Source organism: Coleofasciculus chthonoplastes PCC 7420, assembly GCF_000155555.1.
In the GTDB taxonomy this organism is placed as follows: Bacteria; Cyanobacteriota; Cyanobacteriia; order Cyanobacteriales; family Coleofasciculaceae; genus Coleofasciculus; species Coleofasciculus chthonoplastes_A.
The window spans coordinates 120,404-140,780 of record NZ_DS989864.1; the positions used below are offsets into that span (position 1 = coordinate 120,404).

The window sequence follows — 20,377 nt, forward strand, 5'->3', positions numbered from 1 at the left end:
GTAAAAAGACAGATTTTGTATTACGATAAAGGAGATTTGCTATATTTTGCAAAAAATTATAGTTGTTGACAATGAACTTAGAAAATAGACAAAAAGAGATATATGGTTCTCAAACTTGTCAAGAATTGACTGACTATTATAATAAATGGGCAAAAGACTACGAGCAAGAACTGGTCGATGATTGTCGCTACATCGCTCCTGAGAAAGTCCTAGCAGTATTATCTCAGTTTGTGTCCAAAGATGCCAAGATTTTGGACGCTGGTGCTGGTACAGGTTTGGTTGGAAAGATTCTATACCAGAAGGGTTACTCTAATCTAGAGGGGATAGATATTTCTGCCGAAATGTTAGAGCAGGCGGAAAAAAAGAATGTCTACACGGCGCTCTACCAAAAAGTTATGGGTGAACCCCTAGGCTTTCCCTCTGACTCCTTTGATGCTATTGTCAGCGTTGGTGTGTTTACCTATGGACATGCACCAAGCTGTTCTTTTGACGAGCTACTCCGGATTGCCAAGCCTGGAGGATACATTATTTTTACCTTGCGTCTTGATTTTTATGAGAACAGCGATTTCAAACAAAAATTGACGGCATTAGAAGAGTCTGGTAAGTGGACGTTAGTAGAAATTAGTGAAAAGTTTTCACCTCTATCCACAGCTAAACCTGATGGCTATTATCGAGTTTGGGTATATCAGGTTAGCTAGTCTTATACTAAGTTGCATTCAAACAGGTAACTTATCCCCCCTCTCCCTCTCAAGTAGAACTAGATTCTACATGCTTACTGCAACTTAGTATTAGTAAGGACAAGGAGGAATAGGTGCGATCAGATCGATGGCATTACGTAAATCCTCCTCCTTAAAAGGTTCGTGAGGAATTAACTGTAACTCCTTGACGTTCAAAACCGCGTTATCTTTGATGTCTAAGATTGTACTAACGTTTCTTGAGGATTCCCTTTTGATACCATAGTGAGTCCCCCATGATAGTTGAGTAACTTGGAGTCATCTTTGCCAATCTCAGCCAGACGCACTTGCCAATCGGAAACTTCCTCGTAGCTGAGGTGATGAGTATCACAACTCGCTGTCCAAAACTCTCCGACAACCGAAGGATCTTGAATGCGGAGCAAACCAGACTTGGTTAAATAGTTCCATTGGGGGGTTCCTGGTATGGGAGAGATAGAATAAGAAGCCACCTGAAATTCCAGATCGGGATTAATCGATTTTAAATCTTGACGAAGGTCTAATATGGAGTCCTCAAGATATGACAATTCCTCGTGAGAGTCTTGGGCTAATCCCACAATCACACCATAGATCAACACAGGTAAACCGGCTCTGACAATAGACCGCAGCATATTAGCATGCTGTTGCCAAGGCAGAATTTTGGCATAAGGCTGTTTGCCAACAACAGGGCGTTCAGCCGGAACATAGGCGAGAAAGCTACCCACTTTGCCATCCCAACCCCAGAGTGCTTCCACTAACTCTTCATCGGGAGTTAGGTCACTATGATCGTAGTTGCGTCCACGACCAAGGGTTGCTTTCCTGAGTTCCAAACCATTGGGCCATAATAAGGGCATCCCGATCTCCCTGGCTCCTCGGGTAATTTCCAGGATTTCGTCTCGTCCACCAGGAAAAAGAATACGCCCCAGGAATTGATCAGCAACCATCACCGTTGACTTGGCTCCCGCTTCTTTCTGGATTGCCAGCCACTCCAGCGCCCTTTGGGGTGTCATCCGGCGATAACCTGTACCGTAGGTGGGTGTCTGACAAAAATCACAGGTGCGATCGCAACCAATATCTGAGAAAATCGAGCCGATAGGCAGTAAGTCTTCGAGAAAACGCTCTCCAGAATACTCTGTACCGAAACATTGCCTAGCAACTTCTAAGGAGGGTAAGGGCCAATCTTGGGGATTCAAGGCTGGATTTCGCTTCGCATATTTCGTCCCATCGGCAAAGAGAACCCCATTGAGTGGCTCACGAGGTGGTTTACCCAGGACATGATCGAAAATCGCCCAATTCGCACCACCAGATTTGTCTAACACAATGACTGTTGCACCAGCTTGGAAATAGGGTTCAGGTGTCGCGATCGCATCAGAACCCCCGACAACAATGGGCTTTCCTCCCTTTGCCAGGTGTTTAATTACCATACAGGCGATCTGCTGCTCCTGCATAAAGTTAGCGGTAACACCCCAGGCTTCGTAAGCCTTTGGATCGACATCCCAAATTCTTTTGCCCGAATACACCTTTCTTAGTGTCGCTCCCTTCCAAGTCACATGACCAAATTCTTCTTCGTAATCTCCATCTTTGAGATGCACCATTTGAGCATCAAATCCCCCGGCTTGCAGGTGAGCCAGTAGAACTTGTTTGCTGAGTAGAGGGTTGCGTTTGAACATCGGAGTCCAATTCTTGCCATTGGGATCGTACAGTCCCAGGGTGGGAACTTCTACCAGTCCAATTGTTGGCGCTTTGTCGGATGTTAAGGTCATCACAGTCTCCGGTTAATCTTTGATAGTTTGACTTAATTTATAATGGGCTGAAACGGTTGATTTATTCTTTACAATTGTTCATCTCATCTATTTTTCCTCTTCTAAGTTTTGAGCAATCCGAAACCCTGCATGTTGATAAAAATTGCGGCGGAACCAATTCCGACAGGAAGTCGAGGCGTAGGTTCCTGTACTTGCCCAAGACCCGCCTCGCATTATTTTATGCTGAGTATCAAAAAAGGGAGCCGAATAATCTTCATAAAGGGGATGGGGTTTGAATCCTGGTAGAGGTTTGAAATCATCACTCAGCCACTCCCAAACATTACCTCGAATATCATAGAGTCCAGAAGGACTTTTAGCTGTTTCTACACTACCCACTGAAGTAGGGGAATTAAACTTAATATGAAGATTGAAATCCTGATCGTCCTCACAGTTAGCCGCCGCCATAGTCCACTCAGCTTCACTCATTAAGCGAACTCCCTTACCCGTCCAGCGACAGTAAGCCATGGCTTCATCGTGATTAACTTCTACGGGCCAATCAAGGGGTAAGTCAATTTCATCAAACATGGCTCGATAGTTGTAGCTTCCATTACTCGGTATCCAGAACTTAGGATGTTTGATGTTATAGTCACTCTTCCAACTCCAGGATTCTTCATCCCAAAATTCCCGATTGTCGTAGCCATCCTCTTCGACAAACTTGAGGAATTCTCCGTTGGTAATCAGATACTGACTGGCTAAAAAGGGTTTCACCTCCACGTTTCGACTGCCATATTCGCTATCCCAGCCATAAGTCGGAGCATCTTTGGGTTTGCCCAGTTTAACGACCCCACCTGGAATCTGAATCATTTTATTGGCGCAAATCTTACCATGAAATGTGGCATACTGCCAAGAGTCCGGACGTTTTAGCCTTTCGATGGGCAGTTGTCGAATCAACATGGAGGAGGTTTCAAAATGAATCCGGTTGTGTTCCATTCCCATGATCAGCGCCCAGAGGGGATGATTTTGGTTAATGGGGAAATTTAGTGGTGTATTGTGGATAAAGTCTGTAACTTCGGCTTTGGCTTTATCTCGATACCGCCATACATTGTCGAAGTTAGCCGCAAAGCGGTAGTTCAGATGATCCAACATATTCAGATTGAATTGGGCGGTTACTCCCTGAGCATCATTGTAAGCCGCTTCCAATACCTGTTTGGGCTTTTGTAAATCGACTCCCAGTAAGAAATACTCCCCCACATCCAAAGCCTCAAGAATTTGGCAGAAAAAGCGATCGCATTCCTGTGGTGTCAAATTTCCTAATGTACTTCCCAAGAAGAAAATCATCCGAGATGGCAAAGATGTTGGCTTAAGTTGGGTAAGGGCTTGTTCATAAGTACCCACTAATCCCTGAATGTGCAAGGTTGGATAATCTTGTAGTAACTGACAGGCACTTTCTGTCAAAATTCCGCCACTGACATCAATCGGTACATATCCCAACCCATTTCCTAGGGCTTGATACGCATCAAGCAACTGGCGAGTTTTAGTTGAACTCCCACTCCCGAGTTCCACAAGTTCGCACGCTCCCGTCTTCTGGGCTATTTCACCAGCATACTGGCGGAGAATCCAGGTTTCTGTGCGAGTGGGTTAATATTCTGGTAACTCACAGATTTTCTCAAATAACTGCGAACCCCGGTCATCATAGAAGTATCGCGGCGGTAAAGATTTAGGCGTTTGGGTTAATCCGCTAATAATATCTTGTCCATCTATACTATTGGTCGGCAGGTTTAAATTATTATTAAGGTAATTAATTTCCAGACGATCTTCACGCTCGTCCTGGGAACCAAGATTCTCCTGGGTTACTTGAACAATTGTCAATGCATTACTCCCTTATACAATTTAGAATGTTCAAATACTATCATATCTGCTAGTGATTTTAGGCAGAATTGCCAGGTAAGCACCAGAAAATTCCCCCATCTCCCCGACGCGCCGTGGCGCGTCTCTACCTTTTAAGGTGTAGATATACCGTAGGGTGGGCAATGCCCACCAACCAAAATTTCAGTCCTATTCTCCTTAAGGTGTAGGATTTGGATAGCGGGCGTGAACGGCATTAATTTCTGCCAAGATATCCTGATCCAATGTCACCTCAGCCGCACTCAGATTTTCCTTGAGTTGTTCCATCGTGGTTGCACCGATAATCGTACTGGTGACAAACCAACGCGATCGCACAAATGCTAAAGCTAACTGGGCGGGTGTCAGGTTGTGCTTATGGGCAATGTTCACATACTCCTTCACCGCTTCGGTTAGATTGAATTTCTCATACCGCCCCCCAAATCCTTGAAATAGGGCTAGCCGTGACTTTTCTGGGATACCGTTGAGATATTTACCCGTCAGCAAGCCAAAGGCTAAGGGACTATAGGCGAGTAACCCAACCTGATTAAATCGACAGGCTTCCGCCAGGTGAATATCAAAGATGCGGTTAACCAAGCTGTAGGCATTTTGAATCGATACCACTTTGGGTAATCCTAGATGCTTGGCAACATGGGAAAACTCACATACGCCCCAAGGGGTTTCATTACTCAACCCCAAATAGCGAATTTTCCCAGCTTTGATGAAATCAGCGAATACCTCCAGTTGTTCAGCAATGGGTACGGTGTCCCGTTCATGCTTGGGATCATAATCAGGTGCGCCAAATAAGGGAACATAGCGATCGGGCCAATGGATTTGATAGAGGTCAATATAGTCAGTACGCAGGCGCTTAAGACTGTCTTCTAGTGCCTGCTCGATATTCGGACGGTCAATCCGGTGGTTTTCGCCCCGAATCCAACTCATCCGAGATGTGGGACCCGCAATTTTAGTCGCCACAATGAGCTGATCGCGCTGTTGCTTAACTAACCACTCGCCAATATACTCTTCCGTCTTCCCCTGAGTTTCCGCCCGTCCCGGTACAGGATACATTTCTGCGGTGTCAATAAAATTCACCCCTTGGGAAATCGCGTAGTCCAGTTGCTCTCTCGCATCGTCTATAGTGTTCTGCTGACCATAGGTCATGGTTCCCAAGCAGATTTCTGAAACCCGTAGGTCGCTTTCTCCCAGTTGTTTGTACTCCATACCTGATTATTAAATAATTGTCATCCTTCTATATTAATACAAAATATTAAGATGCTATTCAAATCAAGGAATTATTAATTTTTTTTGAGTCTAGGTTAAATCTTAATTATCATCGAGTAATATTTTATTATTATCAGGTCAAATAAAAATACTCAAAGGTTAACTCCATGCCTCTTATTACAGCCATTCGCTCTTTTTTAAAACATCCCCAAGCCATTCCTAAAAATATTTTTATGCGCCTACCGAAGACAATTTCTCACGAACCCCATATTTTCGTGTTTGGTGCGCCTCGCAGTGGCACAACCCTGATGAAATTAATCTTAGGCGCTCATCCTAATTTGAGTAGTTTTGGGTATGAAACTGGCTTGTTTATGTACCGAGATATTTATGGATTTACTTATGAAGGATTTACCCCTACAGACATAGCATATTTAATTGAGCAGTCCCCAGATATTGTGCAATTTTACGATAAATTCACTCAACAGATCACTCAACAAACAGGAGGTCAGCGTTTTATTGAAAAAACTCCCCAGCATGTTTTGAGGCTAAAGTTTTTATTAAAGCACTTTCCCAACGCCAAGTTTATCAATATGTTCCGTGATGGTCGAGACGGCTATTGTTCAGCACGTCATCACCAAAATGTTCCCCAAGGAAAAAGTATTGTCCGCTATGCGTCCTACTGGAAAAAATGTGTAAACGCGAGACTAAACCAGGGAGAGAATGACAATATATTTGACGTTAAGTATGAAGACTTAACCAATAACCCGGAACAGGTAGTTAGGCAAATCATGAATTTTATTGGGGAAGAGTATGATGCTAGACAGATCGAGCCTCAATACTATTCCCAGAACACAATCACTCAAGATACTCGCCAAGAGTTTCGCAAACTATCCAAATCCATTGATCAGTTGAGTCAAGGGCGCTGGAAAAAAGAGTTAACGGAATCGGAAGTAAAGCAGTTTCATGAAATTGCAGGTCGGGAATTGGAAATACTCGGCTATATAAAGGATAAATTCAAGGTTGACAAAGCCCATTTGTTGAGCAGTAATTGACTTATAGCAAAAGTCGGCTCCGTTTAAATTTATAGTTTAATCCGACTAGGGCGTTGCCAGAGACTGAGGTAACTTGGGTAACACGCGATCGCAAAAAACTATAGGGATGTGAATTCGAGTCACTGAATCGAAATTAAAGACTAGAAACGACTGATTTTTCGTTACACTGAAGTCATAACTTGATTTAAGCAACACCCGACACAACTCACCTGCCAATGACCACTGCGGAAGCTGTTTACCAACTTGTCAAAGCTTTGCCCGAAGACCAAGCCAATATGGTGTTGGCTTTTGCTGAGTTTTTGCGCCTAAAAGTTCAGTCGCGCCCATACCATACATCACTATTGCTTTCTAACTACTTGGGCATTTTGAGAGACTCCCCCAATTTCAACGAAGATCCCGTCGAAATTCAGGAGGTACTACGCCGTGAGTGGGAGTAAATTTTTACTTGACACCAATTTTGTAATTGGCTTGCTCAAAGGAAATGAGCAAGTCGTTAACTACCTTACGAAACATTCTATTAAGGTGAGTGAATGTGCTTACAACTTTATCACCCGTATTGAACTCTTGAGTTATTCCCGCATCACCGAGTTTGAAATCGCTGAGATTAAAAATCTACTCAACGCCATGCAATACCTACCCATGACTCCAGCAATTGAAAATACCACCATTACTATCCGTCGCCAGTATACTCTGAAATTACCAGATGCTATCATCGCAGCCATGGCTCTGGAGGAAAATCTAGAACTTCTAACTCTGGATTCTCAGTTGGCAAATAGGATGAAAGAACTTAGACCCTAAGCAGACATGATGCCTCATTATAACTAGATATCGTAAACGCAGCCCAGTCATAATTGAGATTTAGACTAATGCTCGAACCTCAAAGATTGCGGTAACTTAGGTAACACGCGATCGCAAAAAAACAATGTCCCAGAGGCGACACATAGAGGAATGGTAAAAAGATTCACTAATGGCACCGTAATCAACACCATACAGACTAAACTAAACCCCGCACTGGCAGGTAAACTTTTAAACACAATTCCTAACTTATAGCGAAATCGTAAACGGCGACGTTCTAAGGGCGCGTCGATAAAGTCCAGACAAGTTACTGTTGCGGTGAGGATAATCCCACCAATTGCGGCGGCTAAAGTGCCAATTCCGGGTAGAATATTTAGCATTAATAAGAAAATGCCCACGCCGATTCCTAGTACCAGCTTCTTCAACTCAAATAAAATCGCCCGCCAAATATCCTGGATAAATCCCACCTCTACCGTATGAATTTGACCCGTGCGGATTTCTTCTAACTGTTCCGAGAGTTGACCATACCACGGCGCACCCAGTAAGACGCCAAATTGGACGAGCAAAAATCCCGTAATCAGCAGTAAGCCAATCACCAAGACGACATCCAGCACCCAATTAATCCCCGTCGCCAAGACGCCTAGGAAACTCAGCCAAGGGGGAAGACTCGCGATCGCATTATTCAACCATTGCGATAAACTAAGCGTAATCCGGTCAACCTGTTGCCAACCCAACAGCAGTAATCCGGCATACAAAGCAATACCGATGAACACATTCACCAGAATCGGAGTAATCATATATCCCCACAGACGGGGTGTGCGCCGGAAAACTGCCAACACGCGTAACGGGTAAGTTGCTCCCGTCACGAATCCAAATCCACTCAGTAGTCTTAACATTGTTATTTGCTGAATTCCTCCCTCTCGACATTTAGAATGAAACCCAAATTTAAAACAACTCAGGCGTGGGAACAAGCGGGACTATTAATGCAACCCGCGTTAATCCGTATCGTTGATCATATTCGCCAACAGCTTGAGAAAACCACCTGGAAAGCCACGTATAAGGATGTACAGACGCCGATACCGGGTCATGAGGTATGTTTAGAAAAACCCGATCATTCTGTCTGTATTAACTTGTGGGAGTTATGCTTTCAAGTCTGTTTTCGCGAGTACGCCCCAGTTCATGCGGAAATAGAAAGCCAAGAGGTTGACATTGATACCAGCCTAATTGATGAAGACGGTGAAGTAGATTGGCATTCTCTGGATACTAAGGCGCAAAAGGTGATTGAGCAAGTATTTGCTGAGTTTGCATCGGTGTAATAACTTGCCGATGTCTAACGTTTGACGATAGAATACATTACACTACCGTTGGAAACGCCACACGAACACTAACTAACCCAACCTAAACTCCTCAAAAACAATCACCAGTAAGTAGGGTGGGTTAGGCGGTTATACCATCTCAATTGTTACCCTTTAATTTAATATCCGCCGTAACCCACCAACAACCAAGCTTGAGTAAATATTAACCAGGTATTAAGTAGTCAGACAAAAGAAAACGGCACTGTATTAAGTTTTGTAAATAGCCCTCAAAGCCTTACCGTTCCCAGTTCCCAGTTCCCAGTTCCCTAATCTCAACCGTTAACTTTAATTGTGTCCACCTAATTAGGTTCATTTCAATGTTAGGCAACAGCTAGAAGGGGTTCATAGATAAGGAGCATCAGCCTTTCACCGGGGATGGTTTCCATAGCATAGGTTTTGCCGTGAGCATCAGCAAAATCAACAAGATAGGCTCGACCCTCAAAATCCATCAGAATAGTGCCGACTTGCCCAGGTATTAGTCGGATTGGCTGTTGAGTTTCTTTATGGAGTGCCTGAATTTCTTCGGTTAATGCCACAACATCATATTCTTTAAAATTCATGGTTGTATCCTCACTGATCTACAGGATAGGTATTTGTTAGTCTTGGAAACTCTTCACCTGTGCGAATGATCCAACATCCAAGTACCAAAGAGCTTCCCACGTCCGTCGTCATCAAAAATTTTACGTCATACTGGGTTCCATACTCATCCGTTTTGTGAAGGGTTGCCTCATTATTGACAGCAGATTCTAATAGAGCCGTTTCTAATAACTCTTTGTTTTCTAGCGTAATCCCTAATCTATTTCTAAATAGGTTAGCTTTGTCTTTACCCTTCGGATGCTGCATATTCAGTGAATACCTCTCCAGTTTATCTCCCAGTTTGGCTCTGTATCCATTGGGTAACTTCATGTTCTGAAACACTCAAATTTAACGATTGGGATATTAGTCCAGTCGAACGCACCTCGTCCCAAGGTTGACTTGATGCGATGTAGTCCATTGTGTAAGAGTTGACCGTCTGCCCACATAGTTTAATGTTGGATGATTTGAGAGAGGAGAATTTACCTTATCTGTTCATTCTGCCTTATCTTTCGTCCTTTTGTCTTCCTCATCCGCCCTCTTTCTCAAACAGGTAGTGGCGTGACCCAACTAAAAATAGGACTTTGTTTGTCGTGAGAACTTTAGTTCTCTAACGCCTATCTGGAGAGGGCTGAAGCCCTCACTACGAACCAAGGCTAATCGACCAAATCAGGTGTACCACGCTAGTAGGGTGGGTTAGGCGGTTATGCCATTTCAATGGTTACCCTTTAATTTGATGTCCGCCGTAACCCACCAATAACGAGTTAGGATGAGAATAAAAATTCACCAAGTCAATTTGCATCGGTTACGCTTCGCTCTCCTCACCCTACAAGAGCGACTTATCTTTTGTCCTTTTGTCTTCCTCTGATTTAGCCGTCATCAAACCAAAAATGTAGCTGAAAAAGGGTAAAATGATTGCCGCATTTGTAAAATTCAATACCGACGTATTTCTGATTTTTTTGAAATAGTTTAACTCAACAGATTGAACTTTAATTGCAAACTCTTGAACTCTTTACGTGTTTACTCACCTATTGGTATTGGCGATCGCTTTCCATTTTTGCGTACTTAAGAAAAAGCCTTGCTGACGCTGATTAAAACAGGTTAGACCGATCGGTTCTACGGTGCAGTGAAACCCACCATACGCCCAAGTTTGACCGTAGGGTAAGGTCGAGATCTCCTCCGGCGGTAACTGAATCGTGTCTCCAGCACAAAGGATTTCTACCTCATCCGCAGCATTTAACACTAAGCCGTTTCCCCAATCGAGGGGACAATCGTCAGGTTGCGGGGGTAGAGGCTGGATAGGCTTACCTGTAGTCAGTTCACACCGTAAGTGTTCATCCATTGCCAAACACTGAATCTTACCACTGGGGGTGGCAAATTGGGGGGTGGAGAGTATTGCATCAGTTTGGGTCGCATCGGAGATCGTTGCATTTCCCGTGGACTCAGGGATTCGAGTGGCTTCCGGTTCGGAGGTTGAAGCACTACACGCGCCCAGGATCAGGGTAAGATTCAGAACGATCGCGATCGCTCCAGAGGCATGGGTTAATGGTCTAGAATAAACAAACATTGCATAGATGAAAGAAAACGGTGGGATAACTGTCGAAATTCTAACCTGCCAATCACCCCTCACCCCCTCACCTCAGGTTGTCTGTGATCATACATTGCACCTACACTAATATTTATCTACACCCAGATTGCCAAGACAGTTATGAACAGTGCCTTCCTAACTCGCCTTCATAGTCCCCAACGCCCGGTTCTCGTCTTCGATGGTGCCATGGGAACCAACCTGCAAACCCAAAACCTCACCGCTGAAGACTTTGGTGGGGCGAAGTATGAAGGATGTAATGAGTATCTGGTTCATACCAAACCGGAAGCCGTGGCGACAGTACATCGTCGTTTCCTGGAAGCCGGGGCGGATGTGATTGAGACGGATACGTTTGGGGGGGCGTCGATTGTTCTGGCAGAATATGATTTAGCGGATCAAGCCTATAGTCTGAATAAAGCCGCAGCCGAACTCGCTAAAAAGGTTGCAGCCGAATTCTCCACACCCGAAAAACCCCGATTTGTAGCCGGTTCCATCGGACCGACAACGAAACTCCCCACATTGGGGCATATTGATTTTGACACAATCCAAGCCACCTTTGCTGAACAAGCCGAAGGACTCTACGATGGCGGTGTCGATTTAATGATTATCGAAACCTGTCAGGATGTGCTGCAAATTAAAGCCGCACTGAATGGGGTGGAAGAGGTGTTTCGGAAGAAAGGGGAACGCCGCCCGATTATGGTATCGGTAACGGTGGAAGTTCAGGGAACCATGCTGGTGGGAACCGAAATTGGTGCAGCCCTGGCAATTTTGGAACGCTATCCCATTGATATTCTCGGTCTTAACTGCGCCACGGGACCCGATCGCATGAAGGATCATATCAAATATCTGTCCCAGCATTCACCCTTTGTGGTGTCGTGTATCCCCAATGCAGGATTACCGGAAAATGTCGGGGGACAAGCCCATTATAAATTAACGCCAATGGAACTCAGAATGGCGTTAATGCATTTTATTGAAGACTTGGGTGTCCAGGTGATTGGCGGCTGTTGCGGTACTCGCCCGGAACATATTCAACAATTAGCCGAAATTGCCCAAACCCTGACGCCGAAAGAACGTCATCCCGAATACGAACCCGCCGCTGCTTCGATTTATTCCACCCAACCTTATGAGCAGGATAACTCATTCCTAATTGTCGGTGAACGCTTAAATGCCAGTGGCTCGAAAAAATGCCGCACCTTATTAAATAATGAAGACTGGGATGGATTAGTCGCCTTAGCTAGGGCGCAGGTACGCGAAGGTGCCCATGTCCTCGATGTGAATGTGGACTATGTGGGACGGGATGGCGAACATGATATGCATGAATTGGTTTCCCGTTTAGTCACCAATGTTACCTTACCCCTAGTGCTGGACTCCACAGAATGGCAAAAGATGGAGGCGGGGTTAAAAGTTGCGGGGGGGAAATGTATCCTCAATTCCACCAACTATGAAGATGGGGAGGAACGGTTCCTGAAAGTCTTAGACTTAGCCAAAATGTATGGCGCGGGTGTAATTGTGGGGACAATTGACGAAGAGGGGATGGCGCGAACCGCTGACCGAAAATTCGCGATCGCACAACGAGCCTATCACCAAGCTATAGACTATGGGATTCCCGCCCATGAAATCTTTTTTGACCCCCTAGCGTTACCGATTTCCACGGGAATTGAAGAAGACAGAAGCAACGGGAAAGCGACAATTGAATCCATCCGCCGGATGCGGGAAGAATTACCCGGATGTCATATTATTCTCGGTGTTTCTAATATATCCTTTGGACTCAATCCCGCCGCCAGGGTAGTATTAAACTCCATGTTCCTCCATGAAGCCATGGCGGTGGGGTTAGATGCAGCGATTGTTAGCGCCAGTAAGATTTTACCTGTAGCCAAAATTGAACCCGAACATCAAGAGATATGCCGGAAACTGATTTATGATCAACGGGAGTTTGATGGCGATATCTGCACGTATGATCCGTTAGGGGAGATTACTCAGCTATTTGAAGGCAAAACCACGAAGCGCGATCGCACAGTGGATGAAAATCTGCCAATTGAAGAACGTCTTAAGCGTCACATCATCGACGGAGAACGGATTGGCTTGGATAATAGTCTGGCGAAAGCATTAGAAACCTATCAACCGTTAGAGATTATCAACACCTTCCTTTTAGATGGGATGAAAGTCGTCGGCGAACTCTTCGGTTCCGGACAAATGCAACTCCCCTTTGTCTTGCAATCCGCCGAAACCATGAAAGCGGCGGTGGCATATTTAGAACCGTATATGGAAAAAGAAGACGGGGAAAATAATGCCAAGGGAATCATGGTGATTGCTACAGTGAAAGGCGATGTTCACGATATTGGTAAAAACCTGGTGGATATCATCCTCACCAATAATGGGTATAAGGTGATCAATCTGGGAATTAAGCAACCCGTAGACAATATTATTGAGGCGTACAAAGAACATAATGCCGATTGTATTGCCATGAGTGGACTCTTGGTGAAATCCACGGCATTTATGAAAGATAACCTGGAGACGTTTAACGAAAAGGGAATCACGGTTCCTGTTATTTTAGGCGGTGCAGCATTGACACCGAAGTTCGTCTATCAGGATTGTCAGAATACCTATCAAGGGAAAGTCGTGTATGGCAAAGATGCGTTTTCCGACTTACACTTTATGGATAAACTCATGCCCGCTAAAGCTGCCGAAGAGTGGGATGATTTAAAAGGCTTCTTAGATGAAGTTACAACGGATGAAATTCCAGACGGAACCGATGAACCATCAGAAAACGGCAAATCCGATAAACAGAAGAAAACCAAGAAGTCATCGGCGAAACAATCGGTTCCAGAGGTAGAAAATACCCGCCGTTCTGAACATATTACCTTAGAGATTAATCGCCCAACTCCGCCATTCTGGGGAACTCGGATATTGCAACCGGAAGATATTCCCATCGATGAGGCATTGTGGTATCTAGATTTGCAGGCGCTAATTGCTGGACAATGGCAGTTCCGCAAACCGAAAGACCAATCCCGTGAGGAGTATAATCAGTTTCTGGAAGAGACGGTGTATCCGATTCTTGACGACTGGAAACAGCGAGTTGTGGCGGAGAATTTATTGCATCCGCAAATTATTTATGGCTATTTCCCCTGTCAATCTGAAGGAAATTCTCTACATCTGTTTGATCCGGAGATGATGAATCAAGAGGGTGAGAAACATCCAGAGAAATGGCAACCAATCGCCACCTTTAAATTCCCGCGCCAAAAATCGGGGCGGCGTCTATGTATTGCTGATTTCTTTGCGCCTAAAGACTCCGGAATTATCGATGTTTTCCCGATGCAAGCGGTAACCGTGGGGGAAGTCGCTACCCGATACGCCAAGCAGCTATTTGAATCGGATCAGTATACCGATTATCTCTATTATCACGGCTTAGCCGTCCAAATGGCAGAAGCCTTAGCCGAATGGATACACGCCCGAATTCGCCGGGAGTTAGGCTTTGGTGGGGAGGAACCGGATACGATTCGAGATGTCTTAGCGCAACGGTATCAAGGTTCGCGCTATAGCTTCGGCTATCCCGCTTGTCCGAATATCCAGGATCAGTACAAGCAACTGGAGTTGTTGAAGTGCGATCGCATCAACCTGTACATGGATGAAAGTGAACAACTATATCCAGAACAATCCACCACCGCGATCGTTACCTATCATCCCGTCGCCAAATATTTCAGCGCTTAATTCTACCTTAATCGTACTTAATCGTAGGGTGCGTTAGCGAAGCGTAACGCACCGTTTTTACTGCTGTGGGAATCACTAAACTCATTGGTTCACTCTCCTCGCCTCTATGTCAGTATGGGTGTATACTTAACATCAATGGTACGCTTAATAAGCCTTTGACCAATACATTCTCTCATGGTTACGCTTTACTCATTGGTGTAGGTGAATCCGCTTACCCGAAATGGTCACTTCCGGTGACGGTAAAGGATATGCACGCCATTCAGTCGATTCTCACTGACCCAAATCTTTGTGGTTATCTGAATGATGAACAGCATATCCGTTTATTGTATGATGCTGGGGCAACCCGTCAGGCGATAGTTGATGGATTAACCTGGCTGAAAGCACAAGCGGCGGCGGATACTGAGGCGACAATTATTATCTATTATTCGGGTCACGGCTGGCTAGATCAGTCTACGGGTAAATACTATTTGATTCAACATGATATTGAAGCCGTGGATATCCCCGACTCGGCGGTGTCGGCTCAAGCCTTTACCGAAGCAATACGCCAGATTTGTGCCAAACGATTGCTGGTAATTATTGATAGTTGTCATGCTCAAGGAATGGCAACAGCAAAGGATAAAATTGTACCGATTAAACTGCCCACAGATTTTGCACAGACGGCGTTACCGAAACAGTTTATTGAGGAACTGAAACAGGGTGAAGGGCGGGTTGTTTTTACATCCTCAAGAGGCACACAATCGTCTTGGATTCGTGGGGATGGGGCGATGAGTGTCTACACCTATCATTTAATCGAAGCGCTGCAAGGGGCGGGGAATCAACCGGGAGATACAGTGGTGCGAGTGTCGAATTTAATGAATTATCTGGGAAAAGTGGTTCCCGAAACAGTGCAGCACGAATATCAGCAAGCACAAATCCCCTTCTTTGATTTAGCCACGGAAGATTTTGCCGTGTCATTATTGCGGGGAGGGAAGGGTTTACCGGAGAAGGGATGGGAAGCAGTAGAAGCAGATGTGGCTGAGACAATGGGGAGAATTATTGCAGGTAGAGATGTTGCTATAGCCTCAGGAACTCAAACCGTTGATAGTTCAGGTTCAGGTAATGTAAATTTCGGGAATATTGCCCGTGCTGGAGAGATTAGGATAGAGAATAGTCGAGAGGACTAAAGTCCTCACTACAAACCCATTCGTTCGTTCGTTCGTAGTCGGCGCTTTAGCGCCTCTGACGGGAGGACTAAAGTCCTCACTACAAACCATGACTAAGATTGAGCAATTACAGGCAATTCTTAACCGAGTCGCTACCCATTCCTACACTGAAGCCGATATTATCGCGCTGCGGGATGCGGTGATTGTTCGCGGTGACCAGATTGTGGCGCAAGAAGGGGATCACAATATTAATATCGGTCACATTGGTCAAGCTGGGGATATTCAAATTAATCCTACCTATTACGGTGCTGATGCCGAGACGATTAAGGCAATCTTACAAGAAATAGTATCAGAGCTTCAGCCTCAACCCACAGGTATTCCCCAGAATCTTCCTCTCAGTGGGGTGGTTCAGTTTGTCGGACGAGAAACCGCCCTAGCTACGCTACATCAACAGTTACAGGAAAATCAGCAAGTTGCCATTTCTGCTGTGGCGGGGATGGGAGGTGTGGGAAAAACCGAGTTGGCGCTGCAATATGCTAGGCGCTATTCCCATCGGGAAAACGTTCCGCCGGAATCGGTGTATGAGGGTGGCGTGTGCTGGTTGGATGGGCGAGGTGTGGATTTAGGGGTTCAGATAGTCCAATTTGCTAGGGCGTATTTACCCTTATCCATTCCAGAAGGGTTAGAGTTACCGCTTCAGGTGGCGTACTGCTGGCGAAATTGGCTACCGCCGGGACAGGTGCTGATTATTATTGATGATGTCACGGATTATCAGCAAGTGCGGCAGTATTTGCCCCCGGATGCTTCTCGGTTTAAGGTACTCATCACGACACGGTTAGACTTGGGGGCGTCGATTCGCCAGTTACCCCTGGATGTGCTGAAACCGAGAGCAGCATTGGCGTTGTTAAAATCGCTGATTGGACGAGAACGGCTGCAACCGGAACCCTGGGAAGCGCGAAAACTCTGTCGCTGGTTGGGATATCTGCCCTTGGGGTTGGAATTGGTGGGGCGATATTTGCGGCGAAAACCGGATTTATCGTTACAGGAAATGTTATCTCGGTTGCAGGCGAAACGGCTGGAACAGTTAGCGCTGAAAAAGCCCAAGTCAGAGGCTGATATGACGGCGCAATTGGGGGTAAGAGATGCGTTTGAGTTGAGTTGGCAAGAATTGGATGAGTCAGCGCAGGAGTTGGGGATAGGGTTAAGTTTATTTGCGGCTGCGCCAATTCCCTGGCGATTGGTGGAGGCGTGTTTGGCGGAGATTGATGAGGAGGAGTTGGAGGAAATTCGGGATTATGGGTTAGTGAATCTGCATTTAGTGCAGCGTCAAGGGAAGGAGTTGTATCAATTACATCCGTTAATTCGGGAATTTTTGATCAGTAAGCGGGAAGCGTCAGGAATAGCGGAGGAGTTGAAGCGGGATTTTTGTCGGGTGATGGTAGGGGAAGCAGATAAAATCCCGGAGACGCCAACATTGGCAGAGATTAAAGCAGTCAATCCAGTTATTCCTCATATTGCAGAAGCAGCGACGAGTCAACAAGATTGGTTGATGGATAATGATATAACTGAACCTTTCGTCGGTCTAGGTCGTTTTTATGAAGGTCAAGGAGACTATCACCAAGCCGTACCCTGGTATGAGCAATGCCTATCCACAACTCAAAACCGTTTGGGAGAAGACCATACTGATGTTGCCGCTAGTCTCAATAATCTAGCAGGACTCTACTACCGTCAAGGACGCTATGAACAAGCCGAACCGTTATATCTACAAGCCTTAGAAATACAGAGACGCTGGCTCGAACAAGACCATCCCAATATTGCTAACACCCTCAGCAATCTAGCATTGCTCTACAAATATCAAGGACGCTATGAGCAAGCCGAACTGTTGTATATACAAGCCTTAGAACTGAGGAAACGTCGGCTGGGAGAGGAGCATCTTGATGTCGCACTCAGCCTTAATACTTTGGCAGCACTCTACCATGCTCAAGGACGCTATGAGCAAGCTGAACCGTTGTATCTAAAAGCTTTAGAACTAAGAAAACGCCTGCTGGGACAAGACCATATTGTTGTCGCCACTACCCTCAACAATCTAGGAGAACTTTACCGAACTCAAGGATGCTACGACCAAGCCGAAAGGTTAAATCTTCAAGCCTTAGAACTGAGGAAACGCCAGCTAGGAGAGGAACATCCCGATGTTGCACAAAGCCTCAATAATTTGGCATTACTCTACTATGTTCAAAAACGCTATGAGCAAGCCGAACCGTTGTATGTTCAAGCTTTAGAACGGCGGAAACGTCGGTTAGTAGAAGAACATCCCGATGTTGCACAAAGTCTCAACAATTTGGCACAACTCTATACAGCTCAAGGACGCTATGAGCAAGCCGAACTGTTGTATATACAAGCCTTTGAACTGCGGAAACGTCGGCTAGGAGAGGAACATCCCGATATTGCACAAAGCCTCAACAATTTAGCAGCACTCTACTATGTTCAAGAACGGTACAAGGAAGCCGAACCGTTGTTTTTACAAGCTTTAGAAATACAGACATTTAAGTTGGGAGAATACCATCTTGATGTTGCTGCTAGCCTGAATAATTTAGCAGGACTCTACGATGCTCAAGGACGTGACAAGGAAGCTGAACCTTTGTTAATCAAAGCTTTAGCCATTGCCGATCGCACGTTAGGCTCTCATCATCCTAATACTATTCAAATCCGTAATAATCTGCAACTCCTGCGCGATAGATTACGTCATTCTCCCTGATGGCGCTTGTGGAAGTGGCAATGGTGCGTTACGCTACGAAGATAGCACCCTACAGATAGAAGCTTTGCGTAAATTCTAGGATAAGCGTTTCAAGATTTATCACTCAAGAACCCCCTCCCTAACCTCCTCTGATAGGCTAATCAATTCTCTCACTCCTCGCTGAAGTCCAAATTCTGTGAACTAACCCTCTCGTTCCATGATTTTTGCTCACGTTGGCTGAGTCTGACAGGGATTAACCAGGTTTTGACACTCATCAACGAGGCTTTGAGCCTAATTAACCAAGCTTGGATACTCGTCCACGAGTATTTATGTGTGGGTAGCGAGTCTTTGATTCTCGTCAATGAGTCTTTGATACTCGTTAGCGAGTCTTTGATTTTCGTCAACGAGTATTTGAGTGTGCTTAACAAGTGATTATGTGTGGTCAAAGAGTTTCTATGTGTCGTCAGCGAGTGATTATGTGTCGTCAGCGAGTATTTGAGTGTCGTCAGCAAGTGTTTATGTGTGGTGGGCGAGTGTTTATGTGTGGTGGGCGAGTTATGGGATGACTTAACCTGTATGAAGGTGCATCAATTGTTGACTCAATTGGAGCCTTTTCATCTGGATAGCCTGAGTGTTGTGGATTTCATCATGAATCTCGGTGTTACTATCTTCAGGAATCAGTTGATCGGGAGAGGTTCCAGAGGTATTCTGGTCAAGAGTAGAGTGCAAAGATGTGACGCGATCGCTCATCGTTAAAGCCACCTCTGGAATCACCCTGACAATTTTCGTAGGGTGAGGAGAGCGATAGCGTAACGCACCTTTAACCTCATCATTATCATTGGTGTGTCTGGGTAAGCCTTGACTTCGTTAAACGTAAGCTGTTCGGCATTTAAACCTTAATATCAATAACGGCAAAAGCCTTGTAGTGCGTTTAGCGAAGCCATGCCGCAGGCTTTGCATCTTGCTCGCTACTATAGCGCTTCGCGCTGGTCTAGTTACACTTTGTTTGTACGAACATCTCATCTGGACTCAGTTTCAGGTACGGGAGTTGTAAATACACGCCTAGCGATTTGCTATAATACCCAATTTAAATGCATGACAGCTTACCCGACGAGTTCTGATGGTTGGTTCGGTGCGTTACTTCGTTAACGCACCCTACGAGTTCACCAATGGAGTGATTGAAGTGCGATCGCACGTTTCTATTCCAGTCCAACACCCTTGCTTCGTTATCATAAAATAATACAATGTTCGCCCGGTGATAGTACGTCTATGACCCAAGTTCCCCTTCTCACTCCACTTTCCACCGATCAACGTATTGTGTATTCCAGCATTACCTGGGAACAATTTAAGCTAATTCAGACTGGTTTTGCCAACTCTCCGGGTATTCGACTGGCTTACTATAACAGCACTATTGAAATTCTTATGCCGGGACGCGAACATGAAATGTTTAGTCGGCTCATTGGCTTTTTAATTGGCTTATTTTGTCTAGAAAACGCCATTGAATTTGAACCCACGGGTTCCATGACTCAAGAGCGAGAGGGAGTCGTTTCTGCTCAAGCCGATGAATCTTACTGTTTTGGTTCATCCAAATCCATTCCTGATCTGGTTATCGAAGTTGTAGTCACCAGTGGTGACACTAGCAAACTGAAGCGATATCAGGCATTGGGAGTGCCAGAAGTATGGTTTTGGCAAGACGGTTTATTCAGCCTCTATCGCCTACGAGATAATCATTACGACAAAATTATCCGCAGCGAAATTCCCGAACTGGCAACACTGAGTATTGACCTGCTCACCCGTTGCGTGTTGATGGCTCAGACTTCTCGGTTGGAGGCAGCGAAAAAGTTTCGCAACGCCCTTAAATCGTCATCGGCTTGAATAA

At 45.3% G+C, this 20,377-nt stretch carries 16 protein-coding genes and 1 pseudogene; 9 read left to right on the forward strand and 8 right to left on the reverse strand.

The features are described from left to right. Nucleotides 1–71 precede the first annotated feature (71 nt). Entirely contained in the window at nucleotides 72–698 is a 627-nt protein-coding gene (locus tag MC7420_RS26950; protein ID WP_006104392.1) for a class I SAM-dependent DNA methyltransferase, read from the forward strand. A 215-nt stretch (nucleotides 699–913) separates the two neighbouring features. Here the strand turns inward: MC7420_RS26950 and MC7420_RS26955 are convergent, their stop codons facing one another. The 3 genes and pseudogenes from MC7420_RS26955 to MC7420_RS26970 form a co-directional block, all read right to left on the reverse strand. Beyond that, the gene (locus tag MC7420_RS26955) at nucleotides 914–2,473 is read right to left on the reverse strand and encodes a hypothetical protein (RefSeq protein ID WP_006104522.1); all 1,560 of its coding nucleotides are present in this window, start codon (nucleotides 2,471–2,473) and stop codon (nucleotides 914–916) included. A gap of 87 nt (nucleotides 2,474–2,560) precedes the next feature. After that, a pseudogene (gene ovoA / locus MC7420_RS26960) lies at nucleotides 2,561–4,321 on the reverse strand (5-histidylcysteine sulfoxide synthase). Nucleotides 4,322–4,516: 195 nt separating this feature from the next. Next, entirely contained in the window at nucleotides 4,517–5,554 is a 1,038-nt protein-coding gene (locus MC7420_RS26970) for an NADP(H)-dependent aldo-keto reductase (protein ID WP_044209959.1), read from the reverse strand. Nucleotides 5,555–5,721: 167 nt separating this feature from the next. Here MC7420_RS26970 and MC7420_RS26975 point away from each other — a divergent pair, with 167 nt between their 5' ends. From MC7420_RS26975 to MC7420_RS26985, 3 genes are all read left to right on the forward strand, one after another. Next, nucleotides 5,722–6,606: a sulfotransferase family protein gene (locus MC7420_RS26975; RefSeq protein ID WP_006104430.1), complete on the forward strand. Its 885-nt coding sequence runs from the start codon at nucleotides 5,722–5,724 to the stop codon at nucleotides 6,604–6,606. A 215-nt stretch (nucleotides 6,607–6,821) separates the two neighbouring features. After that, nucleotides 6,822–7,043 (forward strand): DUF2281 domain-containing protein, encoded by a 222-nt coding sequence (locus MC7420_RS26980; RefSeq protein ID WP_044209961.1) that lies wholly within the window; start codon nucleotides 6,822–6,824, stop codon nucleotides 7,041–7,043. Continuing rightward, nucleotides 7,030–7,404 (forward strand): PIN domain-containing protein, encoded by a 375-nt coding sequence (locus MC7420_RS26985; protein ID WP_006104361.1) that lies wholly within the window; start codon nucleotides 7,030–7,032, stop codon nucleotides 7,402–7,404. Before MC7420_RS26980 ends, MC7420_RS26985 begins: the two co-directional genes overlap by 14 nt. Before the next feature lie 65 nt (nucleotides 7,405–7,469). Here the strand turns inward: MC7420_RS26985 and MC7420_RS26990 are convergent, their stop codons facing one another. Next, nucleotides 7,470–8,297 carry an EI24 domain-containing protein gene (locus MC7420_RS26990; RefSeq protein ID WP_044209962.1) on the reverse strand — a complete coding sequence of 276 codons (828 nt, stop codon included), beginning with the start codon at nucleotides 8,295–8,297 and terminating at the stop codon, nucleotides 7,470–7,472. A 36-nt stretch (nucleotides 8,298–8,333) separates the two neighbouring features. Here MC7420_RS26990 and MC7420_RS26995 point away from each other — a divergent pair, with 36 nt between their 5' ends. After that, nucleotides 8,334–8,717, forward strand: coding sequence for a hypothetical protein (locus MC7420_RS26995; RefSeq protein WP_006104366.1), 384 nt, complete (start codon nucleotides 8,334–8,336; stop codon nucleotides 8,715–8,717). Between the two features lie 359 nt (nucleotides 8,718–9,076). Here MC7420_RS26995 and MC7420_RS27000 read toward each other — a convergent pair whose 3' ends face one another. From MC7420_RS27000 to MC7420_RS27010, 3 genes are all read right to left on the reverse strand, one after another. Beyond that, the gene (locus tag MC7420_RS27000; RefSeq protein ID WP_006104363.1) at nucleotides 9,077–9,316 is read right to left on the reverse strand and encodes a DUF4926 domain-containing protein; all 240 of its coding nucleotides are present in this window, start codon (nucleotides 9,314–9,316) and stop codon (nucleotides 9,077–9,079) included. Nucleotides 9,317–9,326: 10 nt separating this feature from the next. Continuing rightward, entirely contained in the window at nucleotides 9,327–9,662 is a 336-nt protein-coding gene (locus MC7420_RS27005) for a DUF6883 domain-containing protein (RefSeq protein WP_044209966.1), read from the reverse strand. Nucleotides 9,663–10,353: 691 nt separating this feature from the next. Beyond that, nucleotides 10,354–10,896: a DUF6636 domain-containing protein gene (locus MC7420_RS27010; protein WP_006104440.1), complete on the reverse strand. Its 543-nt coding sequence runs from the start codon at nucleotides 10,894–10,896 to the stop codon at nucleotides 10,354–10,356. A gap of 141 nt (nucleotides 10,897–11,037) precedes the next feature. Between MC7420_RS27010 and metH the strand changes: the two genes are divergently transcribed. From metH to MC7420_RS27025, 3 genes are all read left to right on the forward strand, one after another. Beyond that, entirely contained in the window at nucleotides 11,038–14,622 is a 3,585-nt protein-coding gene (gene metH, locus MC7420_RS27015) for a methionine synthase (RefSeq protein ID WP_006104477.1), read from the forward strand. Nucleotides 14,623–14,777: 155 nt separating this feature from the next. Further along, nucleotides 14,778–15,785 carry a caspase family protein gene (locus tag MC7420_RS27020; RefSeq protein WP_006104417.1) on the forward strand — a complete coding sequence of 336 codons (1,008 nt, stop codon included), beginning with the start codon at nucleotides 14,778–14,780 and terminating at the stop codon, nucleotides 15,783–15,785. Nucleotides 15,786–15,873: 88 nt separating this feature from the next. Then, nucleotides 15,874–18,519 (forward strand): tetratricopeptide repeat protein, encoded by a 2,646-nt coding sequence (locus MC7420_RS27025; protein ID WP_006104403.1) that lies wholly within the window; start codon nucleotides 15,874–15,876, stop codon nucleotides 18,517–18,519. A gap of 546 nt (nucleotides 18,520–19,065) precedes the next feature. Here the strand turns inward: MC7420_RS27025 and MC7420_RS27030 are convergent. Next, nucleotides 19,066–19,248, reverse strand: a complete 183-nt coding sequence (locus MC7420_RS27030) for a hypothetical protein (RefSeq protein WP_044209970.1) — start codon at nucleotides 19,246–19,248, stop codon at nucleotides 19,066–19,068. 519 nt (nucleotides 19,249–19,767) lie between these two features. Here MC7420_RS27030 and MC7420_RS27035 point away from each other — a divergent pair. Further along, nucleotides 19,768–20,373, forward strand: a complete 606-nt coding sequence (locus MC7420_RS27035) for a Uma2 family endonuclease (RefSeq protein ID WP_006104411.1) — start codon at nucleotides 19,768–19,770, stop codon at nucleotides 20,371–20,373. Nucleotides 20,374–20,377 lie beyond the last annotated feature (4 nt).

Coding starts and splice junctions, on each gene's coding strand:
- MC7420_RS26950 (WP_006104392.1), top strand. CDS start 72: ATGAACTTAGAAAATAGACAAAAAGAGATATATGGTTCTCAAACTTGT.
- MC7420_RS26955 (WP_006104522.1), bottom strand. CDS start 2,473: ATGACCTTAACATCCGACAAAGCGCCAACAATTGGACTGGTAGAAGTT.
- MC7420_RS26970 (WP_044209959.1), bottom strand. CDS start 5,554: ATGGAGTACAAACAACTGGGAGAAAGCGACCTACGGGTTTCAGAAATC.
- MC7420_RS26975 (WP_006104430.1), top strand. CDS start 5,722: ATGCCTCTTATTACAGCCATTCGCTCTTTTTTAAAACATCCCCAAGCC.
- MC7420_RS26980 (WP_044209961.1), top strand. CDS start 6,822: ATGACCACTGCGGAAGCTGTTTACCAACTTGTCAAAGCTTTGCCCGAA.
- MC7420_RS26990 (WP_044209962.1), bottom strand. CDS start 8,297: ATGTTAAGACTACTGAGTGGATTTGGATTCGTGACGGGAGCAACTTAC.
- MC7420_RS26995 (WP_006104366.1), top strand. CDS start 8,334: ATGAAACCCAAATTTAAAACAACTCAGGCGTGGGAACAAGCGGGACTA.
- MC7420_RS27000 (WP_006104363.1), bottom strand. CDS start 9,316: ATGAATTTTAAAGAATATGATGTTGTGGCATTAACCGAAGAAATTCAG.
- MC7420_RS27005 (WP_044209966.1), bottom strand. CDS start 9,662: ATGAAGTTACCCAATGGATACAGAGCCAAACTGGGAGATAAACTGGAG.
- MC7420_RS27010 (WP_006104440.1), bottom strand. CDS start 10,896: ATGTTTGTTTATTCTAGACCATTAACCCATGCCTCTGGAGCGATCGCG.
- metH (WP_006104477.1), top strand. CDS start 11,038: ATGAACAGTGCCTTCCTAACTCGCCTTCATAGTCCCCAACGCCCGGTT.
- MC7420_RS27025 (WP_006104403.1), top strand. CDS start 15,874: ATGACTAAGATTGAGCAATTACAGGCAATTCTTAACCGAGTCGCTACC.
- MC7420_RS27030 (WP_044209970.1), bottom strand. CDS start 19,248: ATGAGCGATCGCGTCACATCTTTGCACTCTACTCTTGACCAGAATACC.
- MC7420_RS27035 (WP_006104411.1), top strand. CDS start 19,768: ATGACCCAAGTTCCCCTTCTCACTCCACTTTCCACCGATCAACGTATT.